14 protein-coding genes are annotated in these 21376 nt (G+C 43.7%); 10 read left to right on the top strand and 4 right to left on the bottom strand.

The genetic code is table 11. The features are described from left to right. Positions 1-231: 231 nt before the first annotated feature. The 3 genes from QNH28_RS01740 to QNH28_RS01750 all read left to right on the top strand — a co-directional run bounded on the left by QNH28_RS01740 (position 232) and on the right by QNH28_RS01750 (position 5632). Entirely contained in the window at positions 232-2739 is a 2508-nt protein-coding gene (locus QNH28_RS01740) for an S-layer homology domain-containing protein (protein WP_283909906.1), read from the top strand. Positions 2740-3063: 324 nt separating this feature from the next. Then, positions 3064-3852, top strand: a complete 789-nt coding sequence (locus QNH28_RS01745; RefSeq protein ID WP_283909907.1) for a formate/nitrite transporter family protein — start codon at positions 3064-3066, stop codon at positions 3850-3852. Positions 3853-4000: 148 nt separating this feature from the next. Continuing rightward, a complete protein-coding gene (locus QNH28_RS01750) occupies positions 4001-5632 on the top strand; it encodes an ATP-binding protein (RefSeq protein ID WP_283909908.1) in 1632 nt (543 codons plus the stop codon). Between the two features lie 100 nt (positions 5633-5732). On the opposite strand, the gene QNH28_RS01755 is transcribed toward QNH28_RS01750, so the two are convergent. Then, positions 5733-8063, bottom strand: a complete 2331-nt coding sequence (locus QNH28_RS01755; RefSeq protein ID WP_283909909.1) for a TPM domain-containing protein — start codon at positions 8061-8063, stop codon at positions 5733-5735. 172 nt (positions 8064-8235) lie between these two features. Next, positions 8236-8379 carry a hypothetical protein gene (locus QNH28_RS01760; RefSeq protein WP_167348483.1) on the bottom strand — a complete coding sequence of 48 codons (144 nt, stop codon included), beginning with the start codon at positions 8377-8379 and terminating at the stop codon, positions 8236-8238. A 292-nt stretch (positions 8380-8671) separates the two neighbouring features. Between QNH28_RS01760 and QNH28_RS01765 the strand changes: the two genes are divergently transcribed. Further along, a complete protein-coding gene (locus tag QNH28_RS01765) occupies positions 8672-11794 on the top strand; it encodes an EAL domain-containing protein (protein WP_283909910.1) in 3123 nt (1040 codons plus the stop codon). A gap of 175 nt (positions 11795-11969) precedes the next feature. On the opposite strand, the gene QNH28_RS01770 is transcribed toward QNH28_RS01765, so the two are convergent. Next, the gene (locus QNH28_RS01770; protein ID WP_283909911.1) at positions 11970-13064 is read right to left on the bottom strand and encodes a GGDEF domain-containing protein; all 1095 of its coding nucleotides are present in this window, start codon (positions 13062-13064) and stop codon (positions 11970-11972) included. Between the two features lie 211 nt (positions 13065-13275). On the opposite strand from QNH28_RS01770, the gene QNH28_RS01775 reads away from it, so the two are divergent. After that, positions 13276-14793, top strand: a complete 1518-nt coding sequence (locus QNH28_RS01775) for a methyl-accepting chemotaxis protein (RefSeq protein WP_283909912.1) — start codon at positions 13276-13278, stop codon at positions 14791-14793. Between the two features lie 51 nt (positions 14794-14844). Here the strand turns inward: QNH28_RS01775 and QNH28_RS01780 are convergent, their stop codons facing one another. After that, entirely contained in the window at positions 14845-15360 is a 516-nt protein-coding gene (locus QNH28_RS01780) for a nucleotidyltransferase family protein (protein WP_283912019.1), read from the bottom strand. Positions 15361-15622: 262 nt separating this feature from the next. On the opposite strand from QNH28_RS01780, the gene QNH28_RS01785 reads away from it, so the two are divergent. The 5 genes from QNH28_RS01785 to QNH28_RS01805 all read left to right on the top strand — a co-directional run bounded on the left by QNH28_RS01785 (position 15623) and on the right by QNH28_RS01805 (position 21368). Then, the gene (locus QNH28_RS01785) at positions 15623-17227 is read left to right on the top strand and encodes a sensor histidine kinase (protein ID WP_283912020.1); all 1605 of its coding nucleotides are present in this window, start codon (positions 15623-15625) and stop codon (positions 17225-17227) included. Further along, positions 17224-17952, top strand: coding sequence for a LytR/AlgR family response regulator transcription factor (locus QNH28_RS01790; RefSeq protein WP_283909913.1), 729 nt, complete (start codon positions 17224-17226; stop codon positions 17950-17952). The genes QNH28_RS01785 and QNH28_RS01790 overlap by 4 nt, the downstream gene beginning before the upstream one ends. Before the next feature lie 138 nt (positions 17953-18090). Further along, a complete protein-coding gene (locus tag QNH28_RS01795) occupies positions 18091-19329 on the top strand; it encodes an L-lactate MFS transporter (RefSeq protein WP_283909914.1) in 1239 nt (412 codons plus the stop codon). A 507-nt stretch (positions 19330-19836) separates the two neighbouring features. Next, complete coding sequence (locus tag QNH28_RS01800) at positions 19837-20445, top strand: RNA polymerase sigma factor (protein WP_283909915.1); 609 nt, start codon at positions 19837-19839, stop codon at positions 20443-20445. Then, positions 20406-21368 carry a hypothetical protein gene (locus QNH28_RS01805; RefSeq protein ID WP_283909916.1) on the top strand — a complete coding sequence of 321 codons (963 nt, stop codon included), beginning with the start codon at positions 20406-20408 and terminating at the stop codon, positions 21366-21368. The genes QNH28_RS01800 and QNH28_RS01805 overlap by 40 nt, the downstream gene beginning before the upstream one ends. Positions 21369-21376: the final 8 nt, after the last annotated feature.

The raw sequence follows: 21376 nt of genomic DNA on the forward strand, positions 1-21376 counted from the left end.
GAATACACAGTATAGATGTAAAGCCTGTTGAATTTTTCAGCAGGCTTTTTTCATTGTTCTTTTTTCAACATTAGTTATAATATATTCCAATTTACTAAAATTTTCTCATGAGATATTATGGTAAAGATCTGATAGATTTATTGATGTTTAGGTGCACCTAAGATGAAAGGATCGGCTTTATCATGCGCTGTTTCAAGAGAAACGGGCATACCTATTGGGAGGGGTAAATGGATGGGCAGAAAGTTTAGGGGAATATTAGCTGGCGCACTGGGCGTAAATATGCTTTTTAGTTCTTTAGGGGTAGTAACAGCACAAAATAGCAATGATTACGAAGGTCATTGGGCTCAAAAAGCTATTGATAGCTGGTTAGACAGCGGCAAGTTGAAGGGGTTTGAGGATGGTTCTGTAAAGCCAAATCAAACCATAACAAGAGCTGAGTTTATGACATTGGTCAACCGTGCGTTTAATTATACGAAGCTAGCTAAGATTAGTTACGATGATGTGCCTTCTACTAACTGGGCATATAATGAGATAGCGAGAGCAGTTGAAGCCGGATATATCAAAGGATTTAACAACGAGATGCGTCCGAATGCTCCAATTAACCGCCAGGAAGCAGCAGTCATTATTAGCAGACTGTTGAAACTGGAAGGGGGTAGTGTTGATGAACTGAAGGTGTTTAGCGATGCTGGACAAATTGCTGCATGGAGCAAAGAAAGCGTTGCTTCAGCAGTTAAAGCTGGTGTTCTGAAAGGATACCCTAATGGGACTTTTGCGCCTGGACAGGCATTAACCCGTGCAGAGTCCTTGACACTGATTGATTCGGCTGAGGCTCTTACACCTGTAGTGTTGCCGACAGCTTCTCCAGTTACAACTTCTTTGCCTAGTGTTGCGCCAACGGCAACGGCAACTACAGCATCCGCTGGCGGAGGCAGTGGGGGCGGAGGTGGAGGTGGAGGTGCTGGTGGTGGTGAAATTGAGGCAACTTCTACTCCAACAGCGACACCAAAAGCCACACCGACAGCGACACCCACTGCGTCACCAACGCCAATCCCGGAACCAACAATGCCTATAAAAGAATTGCCAGCCTTAGATATTCATATTACCTCTACTTCAAATGAGTCCGTCACAAATTCCGTTTATCTGAAAGTTGACTTTAGTAAAGTTTTTGGCACAATAGTGAATCAAAATGATCAGATCACTTACTATATTACATCCGAGCCGATTAATGACAGAGATCTCCGCTGGGGCCTCACTAATCTTAACTCATATATAACTATGTCCGGTTATACAGCTCGACTTATACCCGAAATCACGGTGTCTTCTAGTTATATAGATGGAGGTGGAGATGGAGAAAAGTATGTATCGGTTGTTGTTAGAAACTTTAAAGAAGAAATCACAGGATACTACACCCAAAAGATGAACTTGAAGTTCTCACAAACGGAGCAAGCCAGTGACATTGTGAAGTTGGAAAGTGGAGTAACCATTACACAAGAAAAAATTATCTATGATGGTTGGTTAAATCCAGGGGAATATTATTCTGATGTTATTGATGTTACAAATGCCTATGCGCAGTTAAAGGGGAATGCGGTTTCTTATACAATCTCCCCTAGGTATTATCGGGATATGGACATGAATCCTCAAGCTAGCGAGATCATTACTACTCCACATATGCTGTATAAGGATACTAGGATTAGAGTGGTCGAAACTACTTATTCTTCCGGCGGGGCAACATCACCAGGGTATATTCCTATTGTTTACGAGTCCTATTATAATTATAAAACCTACAATGAAGCAGAATATATGATTGTGTTCTATGACACCAATTTGAAGGCTATCGCTTATTACGAAGGAAAAGTTCAATTAAGTGACGAATTGGCAGTTGAAGCTGCCGAGAAGAGGATTGACGATATTCCGATCAGTCTAGGGTTGAAGGAAGAGGATACTATAAATAGGGCCACTAGAGCCTATGAGGCACTTAATGAATCACTCCGTGGGAGGATTAGTGAACAGCGTAAAGTGAAACTTATGAATGCTCAAGAAACTCTTGAAAAACTTAAGAAATCAGGGCCGTTACAGAACCTCGCGCTTGTCTCTTCCTATATTGGTATTAGAGAATTTCAACTCAACGGTACGTTAGTTAATGCGTATACTATAGACTTCCCGGATACTTTAAGAAGAGAGATTGGAAGCTTTTCTTACTATATTACTAAAAATCCGATCACTGGGAACGATTTAGAGGCTCCTAGTATTTACGGTAAATATGCTTTTTCGGAGATTAATAAAATACTACTGCCTATTCGGGATAAGATAGGTGATTATAACGTAACGATAGTTTATTACGATAAGGCAGATAAGCCACTGCGCTATACGACAAAGCAGATGAACTTTTCAGCCCTTTCTCCAGCATGGGACAATTCTGCGGTTCAAGTGTTGGATGGAGTGACTATGGAACGTCATTATGGCAACGGCGGACGTGTAGACTTTATTGATGTCCAAAACTACGTACGCTCACACCGGGAGGCTGTATATTTCACAGTCACATCAAGATCAATGCTGGAAAAAGAACAAGCTTTTACGGTCGAAAATGTGGTGAAGAATTTGAATCAGGTCTATCAAGGAATGGCCGTTTTCAATTCTTCTGATCCGGCTTTAAATGGACAGACAGAAGAATATATCGTTATATTTTATGATAAAGATTATAAGGCAATGAGCTACTACACAGGGGTCCTGAAAGACTAATAAGGATTCACAGCAATCATAAAGCCCTATCCTCATACATAAGTTGTCACAAGACTACATGTGGAGAAAGTGGGGATAGGCATATGATCTTAGGGTGTTTGATACTCGTGCTTATCATCGTGGCCAGCAGTGAAAAAGCAGAAGCGATTGCCAAATTGAATGACGACAGTTAGCGGGAATTAACATCAATTCCTCTAAGGAATTCGGGGATTTTCAACCACAACTTGGTTCAAGTAATTTCCAGCGGGTTATTGGGTATAATAACTCAAGGCTGTACGATTAGCCCATAACTAGCTGGAATACCCAAATCCCTAAGGAGGTCACATGGAGAACGAGGCACTGCTACAGGTTGAACAATTAGCACTTAAGAAACAGAAGATCTTTCGGCAAAGTGTATTGCGCTATATTGCCAGAGCCATGCTGGCCAGTATGTTTATCGGCTTCGGTGTAATTGTAGCGTTCAAGACAGGTAACTACTTTTTTATGGAGCATTCACCATTTGCGTATCCAATGGCTGCGATTACTTTTGGAGCAGCGATCATCCTAATCTCATACGGTGGGGGAGACTTATTTACCGGGGATACTTTCTATTACACGTACACGGCTTTGAGACGAAAAATGAAATGGTCCGAGGTTGTACGCATGTGGGTCATGAGTTATATCGGTAACATTCTTGGTGCTGCTGCATTTGCATTGTTGATTTTTTTAACAGGATTGTTTTACAGCTCTGATGTAAATGGTTTTTTACTATATGTGGTTGAGCATAAAATGGAGGCTCCGGCAGGTCAGCTTTTTTTTCGTGCTATCCTCTGTAACTGGCTCGTTTGTATGGCTTTTTTCATTCCGATGAATATCAAAGGCGATGGGGCCAAAATGTTCGCAATGGTCTTATTCGTATTCTGTTTCTTCATTTCCGGTTATGAGCATAGTATTGCCAATATGTGTACCTTTGCGATTGCTTTGGTCCTTGACCATCCCGGGACGGTTTCGTGGGGCGGTGTGGTACATAACCTGGTGCCGGTTACAATCGGTAATCTAATTGGTGGTGGGGTTCTGATGGGGGTTATGTATTATTATGTGAACAAACCTTTTCTGGACGATACGAAGCATTAAGAAGAACGGTTAACTCGCAACTTCGCTCTTTATAAGGGCGGAGTTTTTTTGTGCTGCTATAAATTTCTTCGTCATTGGGATATTTTGATTTTTTAGGGTTCAAAAGGATTAGAGGGAAAGAAGTAGAATACATATTAGTATTACAAAATTGAAGATTCATACAGAATGGGGTAAGGCTTTGGAAAAGACAACAGGGATACTGACGGATGAGACTATTATTAAGGCTTCCAATCAGCATTGCATTAATCAAGGAATAGACCCTGAGCAGCCTCCTATTTTTCCAAAATGTTATGCTGCAGATGAACTGGGGTCACAACTCCATGCATATAGTGAAGTGATTGAGGTTATTGATTTTTTTGTGAACAAGTTTCTTTCTTCAGTAAAAGGCAATCCGATCCTTGTTACGATATCGGATGATGCAGGTTATCTATTGGCGTTCAAAGGGGATCCGACAATTATCGATCTCGTAGGGCAGGTTGGCATCAAAGAAGGTGTGCAACTGAACAAAGAAGTGGGTACAAATTCAATTGCGTTGTGTCTCGAACATCAGCGGCCTTTTCAATTGAAGGGAGAAGACCATTATCATCAAATTCTTCATCGTTTAGTGTGCTGTACGGCTCCCTTTTATAAAGAGGATGGACGTGAAATATTGGGGACGATATCATTTATGGCGGATATAGATGTGGCCCATCCCCACCTATTGCCTTTGCTTTGTACCATGGCTGACTCCATCGAACGCGAGATTTTGCTGCGTAGAGGAAATGCTGAGCTTCAGCTTTTAAATCGAATCCTATTGGATACGAATTACTTGGGTGTTATTATAACGGATGAACTCGGAACGATCGTCAATATAAATGAGAACTGCTTAACCATGCTTCATTTGGATGGTGAACATCAAGAATCTGTTATCGGTGCCAGTGTCTTCGAAATTCGGAATGTGGGCTCTTATTTTCAGCATGTCATTCTTCAGCATGAGGCATGTGCTGGGCTGGAAGTGATTCAGGAGAGCAACGGTATGTTTGAACATTATATGCTGGATGTGCTTCCGGTTTACGATTCGAATGCATGTTTGGCTCGTGTGATTGGGAGTCTTCGTAATATCACAGAGATGAAAAAAACGGAAGAAGTGCTGCGCAATACAGAGAAGCTAGTGGTCGCTGGACAGCTGGCCATGAGTATCGCGCATGAGATTCGAAATCCGCTGACCACAGTCAAAGGAATGCTTCAACTGGCCAATAAAGATTCGCAACTGCTACATTATGATCTTATTATGTCAGAAGTAGAAAGAATGAACCTCATTGTGAGCGAGTTCCTCATACTAGGTAAACCGCAGGCTGCGCATTATAGGGTAGAACAATGTAGTACGATTCTGCAGGAAGTGCTCAGCATCTTTGCGATTCAAGTGGAGATGAATAATATATCGCTGAACACGCAATTCCATTATGATGCTAAAATCGTATGTGATCGTAATCAGATCAAGCAAGTCTTCCTAAACATCCTAAGAAACTCAATGGAAGCCTTGCCCTTCGGTGGAAGCATTACAGTAGCCCTAGATGTGGAGAATGGGTATCAGACAATTACCTTCACAGACAACGGAGAGGGTATGAACCAGGAGGTACTGGAGAAATTAGGCGAGCCTTTTCACACGACCAGAGGCGACGGTAATGGACTGGGAATCATGATTGTTAAAAAGATCGTATCTGCACATAGAGGACGCGTGGCTATAGCTAGTGAAGAGGGCGTAGGTACAGTGGTTACGATTTATCTACCAATAAAATAAAGGGTTTGTCTTGGCTACTTCTTCGTCGTGCAAGCCGTAATTCCAAACAAAAGACTCTTCCGCCCAAGTAGGCCGGAAGAGTCTTTTGTTTGGAGATGGACTACCACTTGGAGCCACCGGATGAATTTCGACCAGACTTCCCTCCGCCGCCGCCCCAAGAAGAACCGCCGGAGGATCTGCCACCGCCACCGCCACCGCCCCAGGAAGAGCCACCGGAGGAGCGTCCCCCACCGAATCCACCTGATGAAGGTGGGCCAGAGGACATCCGTTTGCGGGCCTGCGCTCGACGTTGCTGTTCTCTCATTATGGCTAATTGGGCTAGCCGTTCTTCCTCTTCCTTCTGACGAACGAGTCGGTTCGCTTCATTCACAAAGGAAGTGATCTGTGAATCATAAGAATGACCTAGGGATTCCAGTTCGTCAAGATTGTAAGGCCGGGATGCCAGGCGCTGTTCCAGTGCACTGTATTCCGGCAGTAAGGATAACTCGAAGCGAATTCTAGAAGATAACCCTCTGCTATGCAACATTCGCTGGGTCGTTTCTACCCGGCTTTGCCCTTCGGAGAAGAGGCGAGTGGCCTTATCCAGTCTTTCATGGAGTGCATTTAGACTTTCTGAGACACCATCATATTGCCGGGCAGCCTCATCTTGTAACGAAAGCAAGCGCTCCAGCGCTTCGTGGGCCTTGTCATATTCTCCACGTTCATCACTGGTCCAATTCTCAATCTGTGCTACTTCACTTGCACCTTCCCGAAGGCGTGTACTCCACTCTGTCAGGATGTTCTCCACAGCTGCTACATGTTGTTCTTCAAAATATATTTTTGCTTCTGTAATTCGGTTCTGCAGTCCGTCTCGCCGCTGCTTTAATTGACTCCATACAGTCCGGAAGGTCTCTAAATCCCTGCGGTTGTTCTGCCGAAGAAGTGCTTGTTGCTCTGTCATAGCCACAGCCTCATCCAGGAGACGATCCAGATTGGCGCCGATTCTGCGTACCTCATCCATATCTCCTTTACGCAGCGGTGTTTCGAGTGTTAGTGACTCTGTGCGTGCTTGCTCCAGGCGGTCATATGGCTTTACCTTCATATTGTGCAGTGAATTCTTTTCGATGATCCCTGTGATTTTGGTACGAGCTGCAGCTAATACCGTAGGAAATTTATTTAGCTTATCATCGAAGAGATCAACATCCTTCAGATCCTGTTCGATCTTTTCCTGACGCTCTTGGGCGTCCTCAGTAAGCTCTTGTGCAGCAATGGGATCAAAAAGCTCCAATTGATCTGCCTTTGAAGTCTCCTCAGCAAGCTCTTTAAGCTCTTCCGCAATTTCTTGCAGCTCATATCCAGTTTCTTTGACTGCTCCTTGCAGTTGCTCTTCAAGATCTGGGGTATCCTCTTTCAGTTCTGTGATGCGTTGTTTAACATTGCGATCAGCTTCACTGATGACAGCAATGTTCTTCTCTTCCTCCTCAAGCGCTGCGCGGAAGGAGGCCTCTGTCTGCTGCAATTGTTCCACGGCTGCCTTAAGGGCAGTCAAACGATAAAAGGGTGGCTGTACACCATGCTCATCACTTTGCAGTGAAGAGATTTCAACGAGCTTTGCAGAGAGTCGTTTTGAAATGCCTTCTACCAGCACCTCGGTTTTCCCCTGAACGATCCCCTGAAATGGCTTTAATGACTCCAATGCTCGATTGGCCTGTACTAGCAAATCGGATAACTGCTCCTGTTGTACGCGTAGCTGTTTACGTCGACGTAGACCTGTGATTACTAAAAATAGCGCAAATAGTATTAGTACGATTCCGATTAGAATGGCGGCAATCGTAAATATGGAGCTACTGGAGCGACTTGCGGTACTGACCGAGGTCCCTGGTTTGCCAGAGGTACCGTTCCCTGTACCACTGTCCGTGCTACCAACTGCGCTACCACTCCCTGTACTTCCTCCAGCATTTCCGGTGCTCTCCCCGATGGAATGGATCGCTTTAATTAAAGCCTTCGTCCCTCCGGCAAAGTCTCCTTCTCTGGCATAAGGGATGAAATAAGTATCAAGTAACGCTGTAATGGCAGCACTTCCTGAGCTCCCTCCTTGATTCTGGGACCAGGCATTTAACGAGGTTTGAAAGCCTGGATTGTTAAAATTCAGTTCAATGGACTGATCACCAGCAGAGATCAGCAAGAGAATATCGCGGGTGGACAGCCCCCATGAGGCGTAAGTATCATCAGCGTACTTGGCGGCCGGAGTATCGTTTAAGGAATCTACGGTGAGTACATGCATAGTAACGAGATCTCCAGTGGCAGCAGCAGAAATGGACGTCGCTTCTGCGGAACTAAACATTCCAGCTTTATCGGTTACTAATCCCTGCTGAGCAGGGATTTCGGCGGCGTATACACCGGGTACCCATAACACGCTGATCAATAAGAATAAAGCTATATACTTTTTCAAGCTGACACGCTCCAATCTGAAGGACTTTGTATTCAATATATTATGCTGATAATTATACTATATCATTAACTAACAGGTGACCCGGAGATCCTCCTATTCTTACATGGTCGTGAGTCATACCAGCAAAAAAAGCCGCATTCCCTAAAAGGAATGCGGCGAATATGCAGAAAGGCTATCTTGTCGGCAGACACAGAATGTATTGCAATCTGGATTTAATTTCTTTTTGCCATTTTAAATCTCCAACTTTAACGGCAAGATTGAGCAGATCCAGATAATCGTCAACCTGTAGTGTTGTTCGAGTAGAGGTAACGTTCATGGGTGATCAGTCTCCTTTTAACTTAAATATAGTAAAGTGAATTCAATAACTTATTTAATAATGATAATCATTATCAACTTGTATCATTATTGCTATTATCCACATTTTCCATCTAAAAAGCAATATAAAAATGTAGCATCCGTAATTTTATATAATTTACAAAGGAAAGGGTTCGTCGATGGGATTTGCGTATTTTATGTGACGTGGAAAGGAAAAGCAGGGGTAATGCCATATTTTGTCGAATAACATTTAGGATATTACTGTAAATTCAGTAAAAAGGGGGGGATGAGCGATGAAGCAGTGCAGACTGTTGCTTCTGATTAGCATTCTATTTATGCTCTTACCTCCTACTGCCATTCACGCCGAAAGAAAGGAGATCGAATATCAAGTAGAGCTGGAATATCCACCTTATAAATATATAAAAGATGGGTACATGACCGGTTTTGATATTGAATTGAGTAATATGATCTTTGAGAAGCAGGATTACGATGTCCACTACAGTACAGGGAAGTGGCCTGATGTGTATAATCGGCTCGTTCAGGGAGATATCGAAACAGCGGGTCTAATGGCAGTAACGGAAGGACGAAAACAAGAGTTGTTATTTTCGGAACCTGTTTTCAAAAGCTATATTTCCATCTACGCAAGGCGAGGGCTTAAAGGTGAGATCGATTTAAATAAGCTTGGAGGTTATAAGATAGGTCTAGGAGACGGGCAGTATTCTGAAACAGTCCTGAACGGGAATTTGGGAATTAATGATTACGTAGAATTTGCTACGATTCCTGAAGCCTTGGAGGCTTTAGAAAGAGGGGAGATCGACCTTTTATTTGAGAATCAGGAGGTGGTCGATTATCTGCTCGTTGAACAGGGGAAGACGGACAGTATTATTAAGGAAATGAATAATCTTTATCCAAGGGATGTAGCTTTTGCAATCAATAAGTCTAGACCGGAGTTAGTTTCTTATATTAACGAGAGAATGGAGGAATTACAGCATTCGGGTGCTTTTGAAGAATTGTACCAGAACTATTTTTTCGTTCATTCTGATTATTATAAAGGCATGATCCACAAAAGATGGGTTTACGGAGCTATCCTTCTATTCTGTCTTCTTGTGCTGGGTGGAGTCCTGCTTAAAATGAATATTAATCGTTTACGGCGTGCTGTTTATTCGGAGCATCAATTTTTTGAGGATGTTATAGAGCATAGTGGTATGGTAGTTTGGGCGGTGCAGGCAGATAAAAAGGTAGTGCGGTTTAACAAGTTCGCTGAGAGGATGACAGGTTTAAGCGAAAAAGAGGTGCTGGGAGTAAATATTGAGGATATCGATGGTCTAAAAGGTAGTACGGCTGCAATCCGTGATCTTCTGATACGGGCAATACGGTATGAAAATGTTAGCAACGTAGAAATTAAGCTCCCAGACCAGTCATCTGAAGCGCGATATTTCTCATTCCGGACAGCCTTATTAAAAGGACTTGATAAGCAAGCAGCTGATATCTTTGTACTTGTAGGTGTGGATATCGATAATCGTAAACAAAATGAGCTGAGGCTACAGCTAAGTTATAGGGAATTGGAAGCTACATACGAAGAGCTGTCAGCGACAGAGGTCGATCTACAGGAACAATTTAATAGGCTTCAAATCAGTGAACGACGTTTCCGGCTCACCACAGAAGGCTCTGGTGCATATATGTGGGAGTTTGATTTGGAGACGAGACGTTTTAATTTATCAGATCGATGGTATGATCTCGTAGGTTACACGAAGGATGAAATCAACTCGTTTGAAGAGGGAGCGTTTAGTATTGTTCATCCCGATGACCTAGCTTCAACCTGTAAGCTTAAACATGATCACCTTGAGGGTGTTACACCTATTTTCGAAACGGAGTTCCGCATGATTACCAAAGATAATCAAATCGTGTGGTTTGAAGTTAGGGGTAAGGCTACCGTTAATCCAAAGGATGAAGTTCTGTTATTCATGGGCTCCTTAATTGATATCAGCGAGCGGAAGCAAGCGGAGCTTAAACTGAGCAACAGCTACCAAGAACTTGGGGCGACCTATGAACAGCTCGCGACCACTCAACAGGAGCTTCTAGTACAATATAATATGCTTCTAGACAATCAGAAACATATGCATCGTCTGGCTTATGTAGATGCGCTCAGTAATTTACCTAACCGTTTATGCCTGCTGGAGACCATGGAGAATTACCTAAAGCATCCGGGAGGGAAATTTGCACTACTGTTTCTAGATTCAGATAATTTCAAATACATCAACGATACCTTGGGTCATAAATCCGGGGATGTACTCATTCGGAAGGCTAGTGAGAGGTTGCAGTCACTGATGCGGGAAGGAGATATGCTCTCACGGCTAGGTGGAGATGAATTTGTTATTTTTATTAAGGATACAGAGGACCGAGAGGCTGTATTGAATCTGGCAGAGCGTATAATGAGAGCGTTCAGGCAGTCCTTTTTGATAGGAGAGAGTAATCTGTACGTCTCGTTAAGCATCGGAATTTCCTTTTACCCAGAGGATGGAGAGACGACCGAGCAAATTTTGAGCAATGCGGATGTGGCGATGTACCGTGCGAAAGAGGACGGCAAGGGAACTTATGTAGTCTATGATAAATCGATGCATACAGCGTTTAATGAACGAATGAATATAGAGAAGCATTTGCGTAGTGCTATGAACAACAATGAATTTGAACTGAACTATCAGCCCCAGATGGATATCGAGTCCGGATTCATCTCAGGCTTTGAAGCTTTAATTCGTTGGAACAGCCCATCGCTTGGTTCTGTATCTCCACTTTCGTTTATAAAAATTGCTGAGGATTCCAGACTGATCATCGATATAGGTGAATGGGTGCTTCGCGAATCTTGCGTCTTTATGAAGGGTATTCAAGATCTTACAGGTGTTCCTTATAAAATATCGGTCAACATTTCGATTATTCAGTTATTCCAGAACGATTTTATCGAGATGGTACAGGATAGTCTGGCTGTAAGTGGCCTAAATCCAAGCTGTCTTGAGCTGGAAATCACGGAGTCTATTTTTATGAAATCATTTGAGAGTATTCTGGGTAAGCTGCAGTTTCTTAAATCTAAGGGAATTAGTATCGCCTTGGATGATTTCGGAACGGGTTACTCATCACTTAGCTATTTGCAGCAATTGCCGATTTCAACGCTCAAGATGGATAAAACCTTTATTGATTCGCTCTCAGAAAAAGCTAACAGCCAGTCTTTTGTACAGTCAATTATACAGCTGGGGCATAATATGGGACTGAAAGTCGTAGCAGAGGGTGTAGAAGACGCTATTCAGATGGATTTGCTCAAGCAATTAGGCTGCGACAAGGTTCAAGGCTACCTGATTAGCAGACCTGTGCCAAAGCAGGCTGTCGTAGGGCTTTTGGAAACACAGAGGCGCTATGAGGTATAGCTGTTAGATTCAAACTTGCAGATGAACACAAACAAGCCCGTGAAAATATTCGTGGGCTTATTTGTTCAAATATAAGAATTTATAAGTCTCACGTTATATATTATCCTTATATTTCTCGCATAAACGCTTACCGTCCATTAGGGACGTCGAAGGCGTTTTTGCTTGTGTTCGGTTTTTAGCTGATTACGATTTTGTTCTTCCCTGTTTTCTTAGCCTCGTAAAGTGCATCATCTGCTTTCTGAAACGTAGAATTCTTGGAATCTGTACTTGTGAAATCGTGCATACCGATACTGACGGTTACGCTTCTGCTGTCCATTTCCGCAAAAGGGGTATCGGAGATGGCTGTTAGCATCTGCTTCATAATTTCATGAGAGTGATCAAGGGTTTTAGCAGTCAGAATGACGACAAATTCTTCTCCGCCGAAGCGAGCCGCGAAATCATCGGGACCGACATGCTCGAGGAGGATCGCTGCAACCTTTTGCAATACGATATCTCCGACAGAGTGCCCATAGGAATCATTTACTTTTTTGAAGTTGTCGATGTCCATAACGGCTAGCTGCATGGGAAATGGATTAATCTGCTGATGATCGATCAGCCACCCCAAGTATTCATGAAACGTCTTATGATTATAAAGGTCAGTCAGAGGATCGATCTTAGATAGTCGGTCCATGATTATATTCTGAATGCGGAGTTCCTGTTCTGACTTTACGGAGTTCTCCAGGGATCGCATCAAATCACGCCCACGACCGATAACTGCCAAGCCTGCTAAAGCAGTAGCTGCAAAAATAAGTGAAATAATGATAGTTTGGGTGATGGGTACGTACCCGAGATTAGATGCCTTGATGAATAAAATGATCGTGTACAGTAGACAAACAGCAGAAGAAGCTATCATATAACTACACTTCATATAGATCATGGATACAAGCAGCGGCAGCAGCATAATTAATGACTTAACATACAGTTCATCGTTGAGATTGATGATCATCAGAAGCGCAAATAAATGGCTCGTTACTGTAATCGCTAGCTCGGACCATAGGGGTCTCCATCTATAGATACATTCCAGAATAATGATTAAAGTCACTATGATGAAATCAGGAATCACCGACTGTGCAATAAACTGTCCCATGGTTAGGGTATCCGAATATTGGTCCCATAAGCATAGAGGAACAAGCATATGAATACTTAAATCCACAATCAGGATGATCCAGAATGCATTGAGAAGCACGCGATTCCAATGGGTCTGATGAGGAGTTTGAGATGTAGTATGCATAATGTGTTCCTCTTTTCCAGTGGCAATTTGCTTATATATTCGACAATAATTACGGATTCCCTCTCGACCAATTATCTCCAAATGGATAAGGGGATGTGGACTGCTCATGGAATGATTGATTAAAAAGGAATACTATAGAAAGTATTTCCTTTAATTAACTCTGCTGATATAATGTTAGAATACATAACATCAATCGAGTGGAGTGGGAATAATGATGCAGATTCGTCGAAGCCAGATTTTCGTAGTCGTCCTGTTGCTCCTTGTCAGTGTTTACAGTTTGTTGATAGACATGTTCTGGATACATAAGCTGGTAATCATCCTGCTTATGGCTTCTCTAGGCTGGGTCCTACTAAATTTATCCCGCTACGGTGATCGTAAAGAAGTGCTGCTGAAGGAATCTAAGAGTAAAGTGGAGCTGCTTGGCAATGAGATTGTAGTTACTTCGGACCGACTGCATGGTGCACTCGAAGAAATCAGTCGTCATACAGAAGAGCTGCAGCGGACAGCGGATTATTCACACGAATATGAGATGGATTTGCGGATTCGCAGTAACGAAGCTAAAGCTAACATTGAAGGTGCTTATCAGACAATGGGCGGAGTGGCATCCGTTACGGCACATATCGAAGAGTTGACGGAGAGACTGGGGTCAAATATGAAATACGCCCGTCAAGGGATGACAACCATGGTTGATTCGTTGAGCATTGCAGATGCTGTGATGAAGGATTTGCAGACGCAGAGCGAAGACATGTTAACTAAGTTCACTACCTTGAGTAATCATATTGCGATGGTAGAGGAGATCAACACACTGATTAACTCGATTGTAAATGAGACCTCCTTGCTTGCGCTGAATGCTTCTATTGAAGCGGCCCGGGCTGGGGAGCAGGGGCGCGGATTTGCGGTGGTGGCCAGCCGAATTCGGCAGCTGGCTGATCAAAGCAAGAGCTCGGTAGACCGTTCCTCTGGGATCTTGCTCGACATTAATAACGGAGTACAGCAGGTGCTGGAATCCGTTACGAAAGAGCAAGCTTCAGTGGAACGTGGGGTGAACGAGGTCGGCACTGTGAAGCTTCGACTCGATGATATCGCTTCGAGAGTCGATGAGGTAGGCAGCGCCGTGACGGAAACTATCGATGCTGCCGCGAAGCAGGGCAAGCTGATTGTAGAAGTGACGACGGAGCTGAGTGGGGCAGTGGCTATCGTAAACGAGACGATTGCCAATGTGGATCTTACGCTGGAACAGGTGACACAGCAGCGGAACCAAATCGGGCAGCTGAACGAAGTCAGCGCCAATCTGTTAGCGGAGTCGCAATCGTTGCAGCAATCGGTTACTAGCCTAGCGGGCAGAGAAGACATCGAGATGAGCCAATATGCAGCCCGGCTTCAGGAAATGAAGAATCTCTTGGAGACAATTTCAGTGAAGGAAGAGCTGTTCTCCCCGGATACTGAAATTCATCAAGGTGTTCTGACCTCTTATATTAAAAAAATTCCCGATGTACAGGCCATTTGGTCCAATCGGACGGATGGGACCTTTATCTATTCCGAGCCAGCGGCTGGCCTCTTGAATGCCAAGCGGCGTGATTGGTGGAATGGGGCTATAAATGAAGGCGAATTTGTTTCTAAACCTTATGTTTCAGCAATCACTAAGCGTTCGTGTATTACATTGTCCAGAGCGATTAAGAATGGTCAGGGAGATGTCGTTGGGGTAGTTGGTATCGATTTGGCAGTTTAATAAAACAATAAAAGCAAGCCTCTCTATATTGGGGGCTTGCTTTTTGTTATTTTAGATACTGCTGATCTGCAACTGTTTCCACGTCGCCTGCCAGTTCTTCTTAATAACACGTTGTTCATAAATAGGGAGTAAGCTCGGGTTTTCAGTAAAATGTTGGGTAGGTCGTAATACTACATGAATAACGTCGGAAATTCCGTGTGGAGCGACTAGGATGATTTTACCCGATGAATCTAGGGAGAGTCCAAGCGCTGTGGCGGTTTCCGGAAATTTGGAGATCGCATCTACAGCTGATTTATAAGGTGGGAGTTGATTTACGGTGTGCATTCTTGCTTCATTTTTAACAGACCAAGGAATAGCAGGATTCAGGCTGCGTAGTCTCGCCTCCCATTCTTTTTCTACGTCCTCTTGAATATTGCTGTCGTCATAATAAATAACATCAACATCTGGCAAAGGTGTCCGTTCTTCGAAGCCATGTAGGGTATCCCAGATTTTTGCACGTACAAAGCCAGCACAAACCCACCAATCGGGTAGCTCAAGGGATCTAGCATTTTCTAATATATCCATCATCCAGGGATCATTTTGTACAAGCTGAATGATATCTGCCTCGTGTTCTATTTTCTGCAATCCGCCCACCTCCGCATATTCGTGTTTTCAATCTGTTCATATCATACAACAAGAGTTTCGATAGAGGTATAAAAGGACAGGCTGAATGGACAGAGGCAGGAACTATCTTTATAATAAATCGACATCTAGTCCTTTGGAGGCGGAGACCGTGCAATATACGTTTACGATATTACTGCAATTATTCGAAAGAGCTGCGCTACTGCTGATGTGTCTGTTTGTGCTGACTCGTCTGCCGCGGTTTAAAGAGATTTTTCAAAAAGGAACCTACGCCCCGCAGGAGCTTGCCATAGCGACGACGATATTCAGTTTATTCGCCATCTTTGGTACCTATAGTGGGATTAATGTGGAAGGCTCGCTTGTGAATGTGCGAATTATCGCCATTGTGTCCGGTGGAATTTTGTTCGGGCCATGGGTAGGACTCATAACAGGCATCATCTCAGGGGTTCACCGTTTTCTGATTGATATCGGAGGGGTAACCTCTCTTCCTTGTCTGATTACGAGTATCACCGCAGGGATTGTATCAGGGATAATCTACCGCCGCACTTCTGGTGAACGTCGCTGGATGGCCGGTATTTTAGCTGGGATGGCCTGTGAAGCCCTGACGATGCTGCTCATTCTGGTGATGGCTGAACCGTCGTCGCTGGGTGTTGATATCGTGTCCAAAATAGCTTTTCCGATGATTATGAGCCAGATTAGTGTCGGTCTGATTGTCATGCTAGTGCAGAGTGTGGAAGGTGAAAAGGAACGGATTGCGGCGAAGCAGTCCAAGCTGGCACTGGATATTGCCAATAAGACCTTGCCTTATTTTCGCAATATTAATCCCGAGTCGCTTCGTACCATCTGCCAAATTATCAAAGAAGATATCGGCGCAGATGCGGTAGCTATTACAGATACTAGATTCATACTCGCTTACGTTGGTGTTGGAGAAGAGGATTATACTACGACCAATGAAATTATTACTGAAGAAACTAAAGTGACGTTGTCCAGTGGTGAAATTACCATCCGTAATGACGATAGTGATTATGTGAATCCGGAGATTAAATCGCTGATTATTATTCCATTGAAGGAAAAAAGCGAAGTGACGGGAGCGCTCAAAATCTATTACACCAGAGCGCACAAGATTACTTATTCTCTCCAAGCTATGGCTGTAGGTTTGTCGCAAATGATCTCTACGCTAATGGAAGTATCGCGGGTTGAGGGCATTAAAGAAATGGCGAACAAAGCGGAGCTAAAGGCGCTGCAGACCAGCATTAACCCACACTTCCTGTTCAATGCGCTGAACGCGATTGCGTCCTCGATTCGGATTAACCCGGATAAGGCGCGCGAGCTGATCGTGAATCTGTCCGGTTATATGAGATACAATCTGGAGCTGACGGATGAATTCATTGAGATTAAGCGCGAGCTGCAGCAGGTTCAACAATACGTAGAGATTGAAAAAGCGCGCTTCGGAAGCCGTCTGAACGTGCTTTATGATATTGATGAGGTTCAGGTTCGAATTCCGAGTCTGATCATCCAGCCGCTTGTAGAGAATGCGATCATACATGGCATACTGAAGGTAAGAGGGACAGGGACGGTGACCATTTCTGTTAAGGATCGAGGGGACAACGTACGGGTTGGCATTCGGGATACCGGAGCTGGCATCAGTGAAGAAACCATAGAGAAGGTCTATACTGGCGATATGCCAGAGAATAAAATCGGACTGTTTAATGTACATCAACGGGTTAAGCTAATCTATGGTACTGGACTTACGATTCAGAGATTGGATAAAGGGACGGACATCTTTTTTGATGTCAAAAAGGAGGGGCTATGAGAGCGATCATCGTAGAGGATGAAGAGCTGGCAAGACAGGAGCTGGCTTATTTAATAGAGGCACACAGCGGGATCGAAATAACGGCACAGTTCGAAGATGGACTGGATGCGCTAAAATATTTGCAGAGTGACACGGTAGATGTGATTTTTCTAGATATTAATATCCCATCGATCGATGGAGTGCTGTTAGCTCAGAATATCAGTAGATTCTCGGTAAAACCTTACATAGTATTTATTACTGCGTATAAGGAGCATGCCGCCGAGGCGTTTGAGATTGAAGCGTTTGACTATATTCTTAAACCCTACAGTGAGGTTCGCATTAAGGCAATGCTGCACAAGCTGGAAGGAGTATTCGCCGCCCGCGGCCGACAAGGGGAAGAGGAACGTAATCCGGTCAGTGATAAGGTAAACCTATGGAAAAATGAAAAGATTATCGTAGTGAATGCTGATGATATTTATTACGCCTCCGCGCAGGAGAAAAGTACAAGTGTAATGACTAAAGGTGAGGAATATAGTATGGCGCTCAGCATCAGCGATTTCTATAATAGACTGCCGGAGGATCGTTTTTTTCGCTGTCATCGTTCCTATATTGTTAACCTGTCCAAGATCAAGGAAATCATCCCTTGGTTTAACAATACGTACTTGCTGCGCCTGCATGATTTGGAGTTTGAGGTGCCGGTAAGTCGTAGCAAGGTAAAGGAATTCAGGCAGATCATGCGCCTATAAATGCAGTTCATTCTTCATTTTCGTCATCTCATGCCAGATTTCTCTCAACATCCGCTGGTTTAGCTACAATAAAGAGGCAATAGAAGCTCTTGTAGCAGATCACGAGAGGGAAAGAAGGAATAGACCATGACTTCGACGATGGACAACAAAAACGCCAAACGGTGGCTTATCGTATTAGGAACAGTAATTATGCAGATGGGTCTAGGTACCATTTATACATGGAGCTTGTTCAATGCACATCTGGTAACAAAATTCGGGTGGGAGCTTAATTCTGTTTCGATTACGTTTTCGATCACGAGCTTTGCACTCGCTTTTGCGACTTTGTTCGCAGGGAAATTGCAGGATCGTTTTGGTCTTCGTCGGTTAACTGCCGCCGCAGGGATTGTGCTTGGTCTAGGATTGATTCTTAGCTCTCAGGCGAATTCGCTTCTAATGTTCTATGTATTGGCTGGTGTAATCGTTGGTTTTGCAGACGGAACAGCTTATATCACTTCATTATCTAACTTAATTAAATGGTTTCCGAATAATAAAGGCTTAATCTCCGGTGTGTCCGTGGGTGCTTACGGAACGGGGAGCTTGATTTTTAAATATATCAATGGTAGTTTGATCGACTCGGTGGGTGTGTCTAATACGTTTATGTATTGGGGCATGATTGTTATGGTGATGATTGTAATCGGTTCCTTACTCGTCAGAGAAGCTCCAGTACAAGCGGCATCACTGGGTGCAACAGCAACATCGACTATCGCTAAACCAAAAGACTACACGGTAAAAGAAATGCTACGCACGAAAGAAGCTTATCTGTTGTTCATTATTTTCTTTACCGCTTGTATGTGTGGCCTGTATTTGATCGGTATTGTAAAAGACATCGGCGTGCAGCTGGCTGGACTTGATGTACAGACTGCAGCTAATGCGGTAGCAATGATTGCGATTTTTAATACAGCAGGACGTTTGATCTTAGGCGCCTTGTCTGACAAAATGAGCCGTTTGAAGCTGGTAGGTGCTTCGCTTGCTGTAACGGCAGCCGCTATGTTGACCCTTAGCTATGCAACGCTGAATTTCGGACTGTTCTTCACTTGTGTAGCAGCCATTGCATTCTGCTTCGGGGGTAACATTACAGTGTTCCCGGCCATTGTCAGTGACTTCTTTGGTCTTAAGAACCACAGTAAGAACTACGGGATTGTCTACCAAGGTTTCGGTATCGGAGCTCTTTCCGGTTCGTTCATCGCCGTCTTCCTGGGCGGGTTTAAACCTACTTTCGTCATCTTTGGTCTCTTGTGTCTGCTGGCCTGCATCATCGCGATTTCTCTGAAACCGCCAGTGGAGAAAGCGAAAGAGAAGAAAGCGCTTCGGCTCAAAGCTTCAGAGCGGACGGCTTAAAGGTAAAAAGACAACATAATTAAAAAACGACGTACAAACTGACATGAAGTGCACCCCTTAGAATATGCATTGGAAAAACCCCTGGGTAAATTCCGATGTAATTCTAGGGGGGCACTTCATGTCAGTTTGTACGTCGTTTTATATTGGTGGGCAGCAGTCCGTGGAGCGTGCAAAACAAAAAAACTACGGTGATCTGAATTCAAAATGAATTACTCATTGGAGAATATTACAAAAGCACGGACCGTATTGCAGCTATTATTGTTTTTTGGCTCATTTCGCTAGAGTTACGGACTGTATAGCTCTTATTAGCCTCTAAATGTGTATAATTGGAGTGAATTTGGGAGAATAGCTGCATCTGAGTCCCAATGTATGCGGAAATCATCTATTTTTCGAAAATAGGGTCTCCTCGGTCCAAAACAACCGGTAGTCAAATTTTATCTCTAGTTCGATTTACATAGGCACTTTTTTCGCTGCTCAAGTGTTATAGAAGATATAAAGGTTAAGGAGGTGCTTACATCGCCACAGGATCCGCTAGACCCAAAGGAGCTGGAAGAGTTAATCATTAGTATTCAAAAGGGAAATATCGAGCGGTATGTTTTTATCGTTAGAGTTTTCCAAACGCCGATTTACCGCTATTGCTATCGTTTGTTAGAAAACAAGCAGGACGCGGAGGACGCGGTTCAGGATATTTTGGTAAAGGGCTATCAATCTATCCATCAATACAAGTCGCAGATGAATTTTTCGGCATGGCTCTATCGTATCGCCTATCATCATTGCTTAAACCTGCTGCGCAGACGGCGTTTGCAAAAGCGAGTCATGAGTATCTTCAAGCCTGAATTTATGTCTGCAAGTCCTGAACAAGAGCTGGATGATCGGTTGTTTAATCCATCGTTGTCAACTGCATTAGCGCAGTTGTCACTGGAAGAGAGGAATATGCTTGTATTGCGAGTCTTTGAAGAGAAGAGTTATGCGGAGATAAGCGAAATTCTTGGAGTCAGTCCTAATGCACTGACAAAGAGGATGAATCGGATCAAGCTGAAGGTGCAGGAAGCTATGAAGTCGGAGGAGGAGATCAGATGGAACGAACCACAATCAGCGATGAATACCAAGATGTAATTTATGCCTCAGCTGGCAATGAACTTCTAGGTGAGATCGATGTAGAAGAGAGGGTCATGGGTCGTATCCATGGTATATCAGATCGAAAGCGATCGTTCTCGCTAAAGAGGATGAATAAAACAACGGCAGTTGCCAGTATGTTAGCGCTGTTCCTTATGATCTCAGTGACAGCTTATGCTGCATCGGAATATATCCAGATCCGCAATAGTGAAGGCGTAGTGAAGGTTCAGCATGTTGCGCCGAATGAATCGGCAGGAGTAGCCTCCTATGATAAATATGCGCAGCAAGCCGATACATTTGCTAAACCGGGTGAGCTGATCGCATATTTGGTGAACAATAAAGCGGGTGCAGAAGGCATGGCGACAGAATTGCATTTTAAGTATAAAGAGCAGCGGATAGGTGCATATTCTGATTTCTTGAAGGAAATCAAACGGACAGGGGCGCCGACGCTCCCTGCATTGGCAGCAGGGTATGCTTTTGAATATGGGGTTATAAACCCTAATCATCCGACTACGGATGCAGATAAGAAAAGTTCTCTATATCAGGAGACGTTACGAGATCTTACTGCCCAGGCAAACAAAGATAAGGGAAACAGTAATTTATTCATGAAGGCTATACCATGGTCGGAACCAGGCTGGATCAGTGCAATTTATTCGAAGAATAATGCTTTTGTAGGTATCTCTGCCACGATCATGCATGGTGGAAAAGTGTTCGTGGAGCAAGAACCTGAGAATCAAGCGGATAAGATTATAGTGGCAGGCACAGAGGTAATCTATAACAAAGTAGTAAAGAAAGAAGTTAGCTACGATTATCTGAATTGGTATAATGAGAAGCAGGATGCGTATTATACACTCACTAGCTATGGAGATAAGATTTTGACCAAGGAGCAATTTCTTCAGTTGGCTGGGGATCTGTTGAAGTAGAGAAAGAG

Source organism: Paenibacillus sp. G2S3, from assembly GCF_030123105.1.
In the GTDB taxonomy this organism is placed as follows: domain Bacteria; phylum Bacillota; class Bacilli; order Paenibacillales; family Paenibacillaceae; genus Paenibacillus_AQ.

Bases quoted from the DNA above. Each gene is read 5' to 3' on its own strand.
- QNH28_RS01780 (WP_283912019.1), bottom strand. From the start codon at position 15,360: ATGATGGATATATTAGAAAATGCTAGATCCCTTGAGCTACCCGATTGG.
- QNH28_RS01785 (WP_283912020.1), top strand. From the start codon at position 15,623: ATGTGTCTGTTTGTGCTGACTCGTCTGCCGCGGTTTAAAGAGATTTTT.
- QNH28_RS01765 (WP_283909910.1), top strand. From the start codon at position 8,672: ATGAAGCAGTGCAGACTGTTGCTTCTGATTAGCATTCTATTTATGCTC.
- QNH28_RS01745 (WP_283909907.1), top strand. From the start codon at position 3,064: ATGGAGAACGAGGCACTGCTACAGGTTGAACAATTAGCACTTAAGAAA.
- QNH28_RS01775 (WP_283909912.1), top strand. From the start codon at position 13,276: ATGATGCAGATTCGTCGAAGCCAGATTTTCGTAGTCGTCCTGTTGCTC.
- QNH28_RS01740 (WP_283909906.1), top strand. From the start codon at position 232: ATGGGCAGAAAGTTTAGGGGAATATTAGCTGGCGCACTGGGCGTAAAT.
- QNH28_RS01760 (WP_167348483.1), bottom strand. From the start codon at position 8,379: ATGAACGTTACCTCTACTCGAACAACACTACAGGTTGACGATTATCTG.
- QNH28_RS01790 (WP_283909913.1), top strand. From the start codon at position 17,224: ATGAGAGCGATCATCGTAGAGGATGAAGAGCTGGCAAGACAGGAGCTG.
- QNH28_RS01805 (WP_283909916.1), top strand. From the start codon at position 20,406: ATGGAACGAACCACAATCAGCGATGAATACCAAGATGTAATTTATGCC.
- QNH28_RS01795 (WP_283909914.1), top strand. From the start codon at position 18,091: ATGGACAACAAAAACGCCAAACGGTGGCTTATCGTATTAGGAACAGTA.
- QNH28_RS01770 (WP_283909911.1), bottom strand. From the start codon at position 13,064: ATGCATACTACATCTCAAACTCCTCATCAGACCCATTGGAATCGCGTG.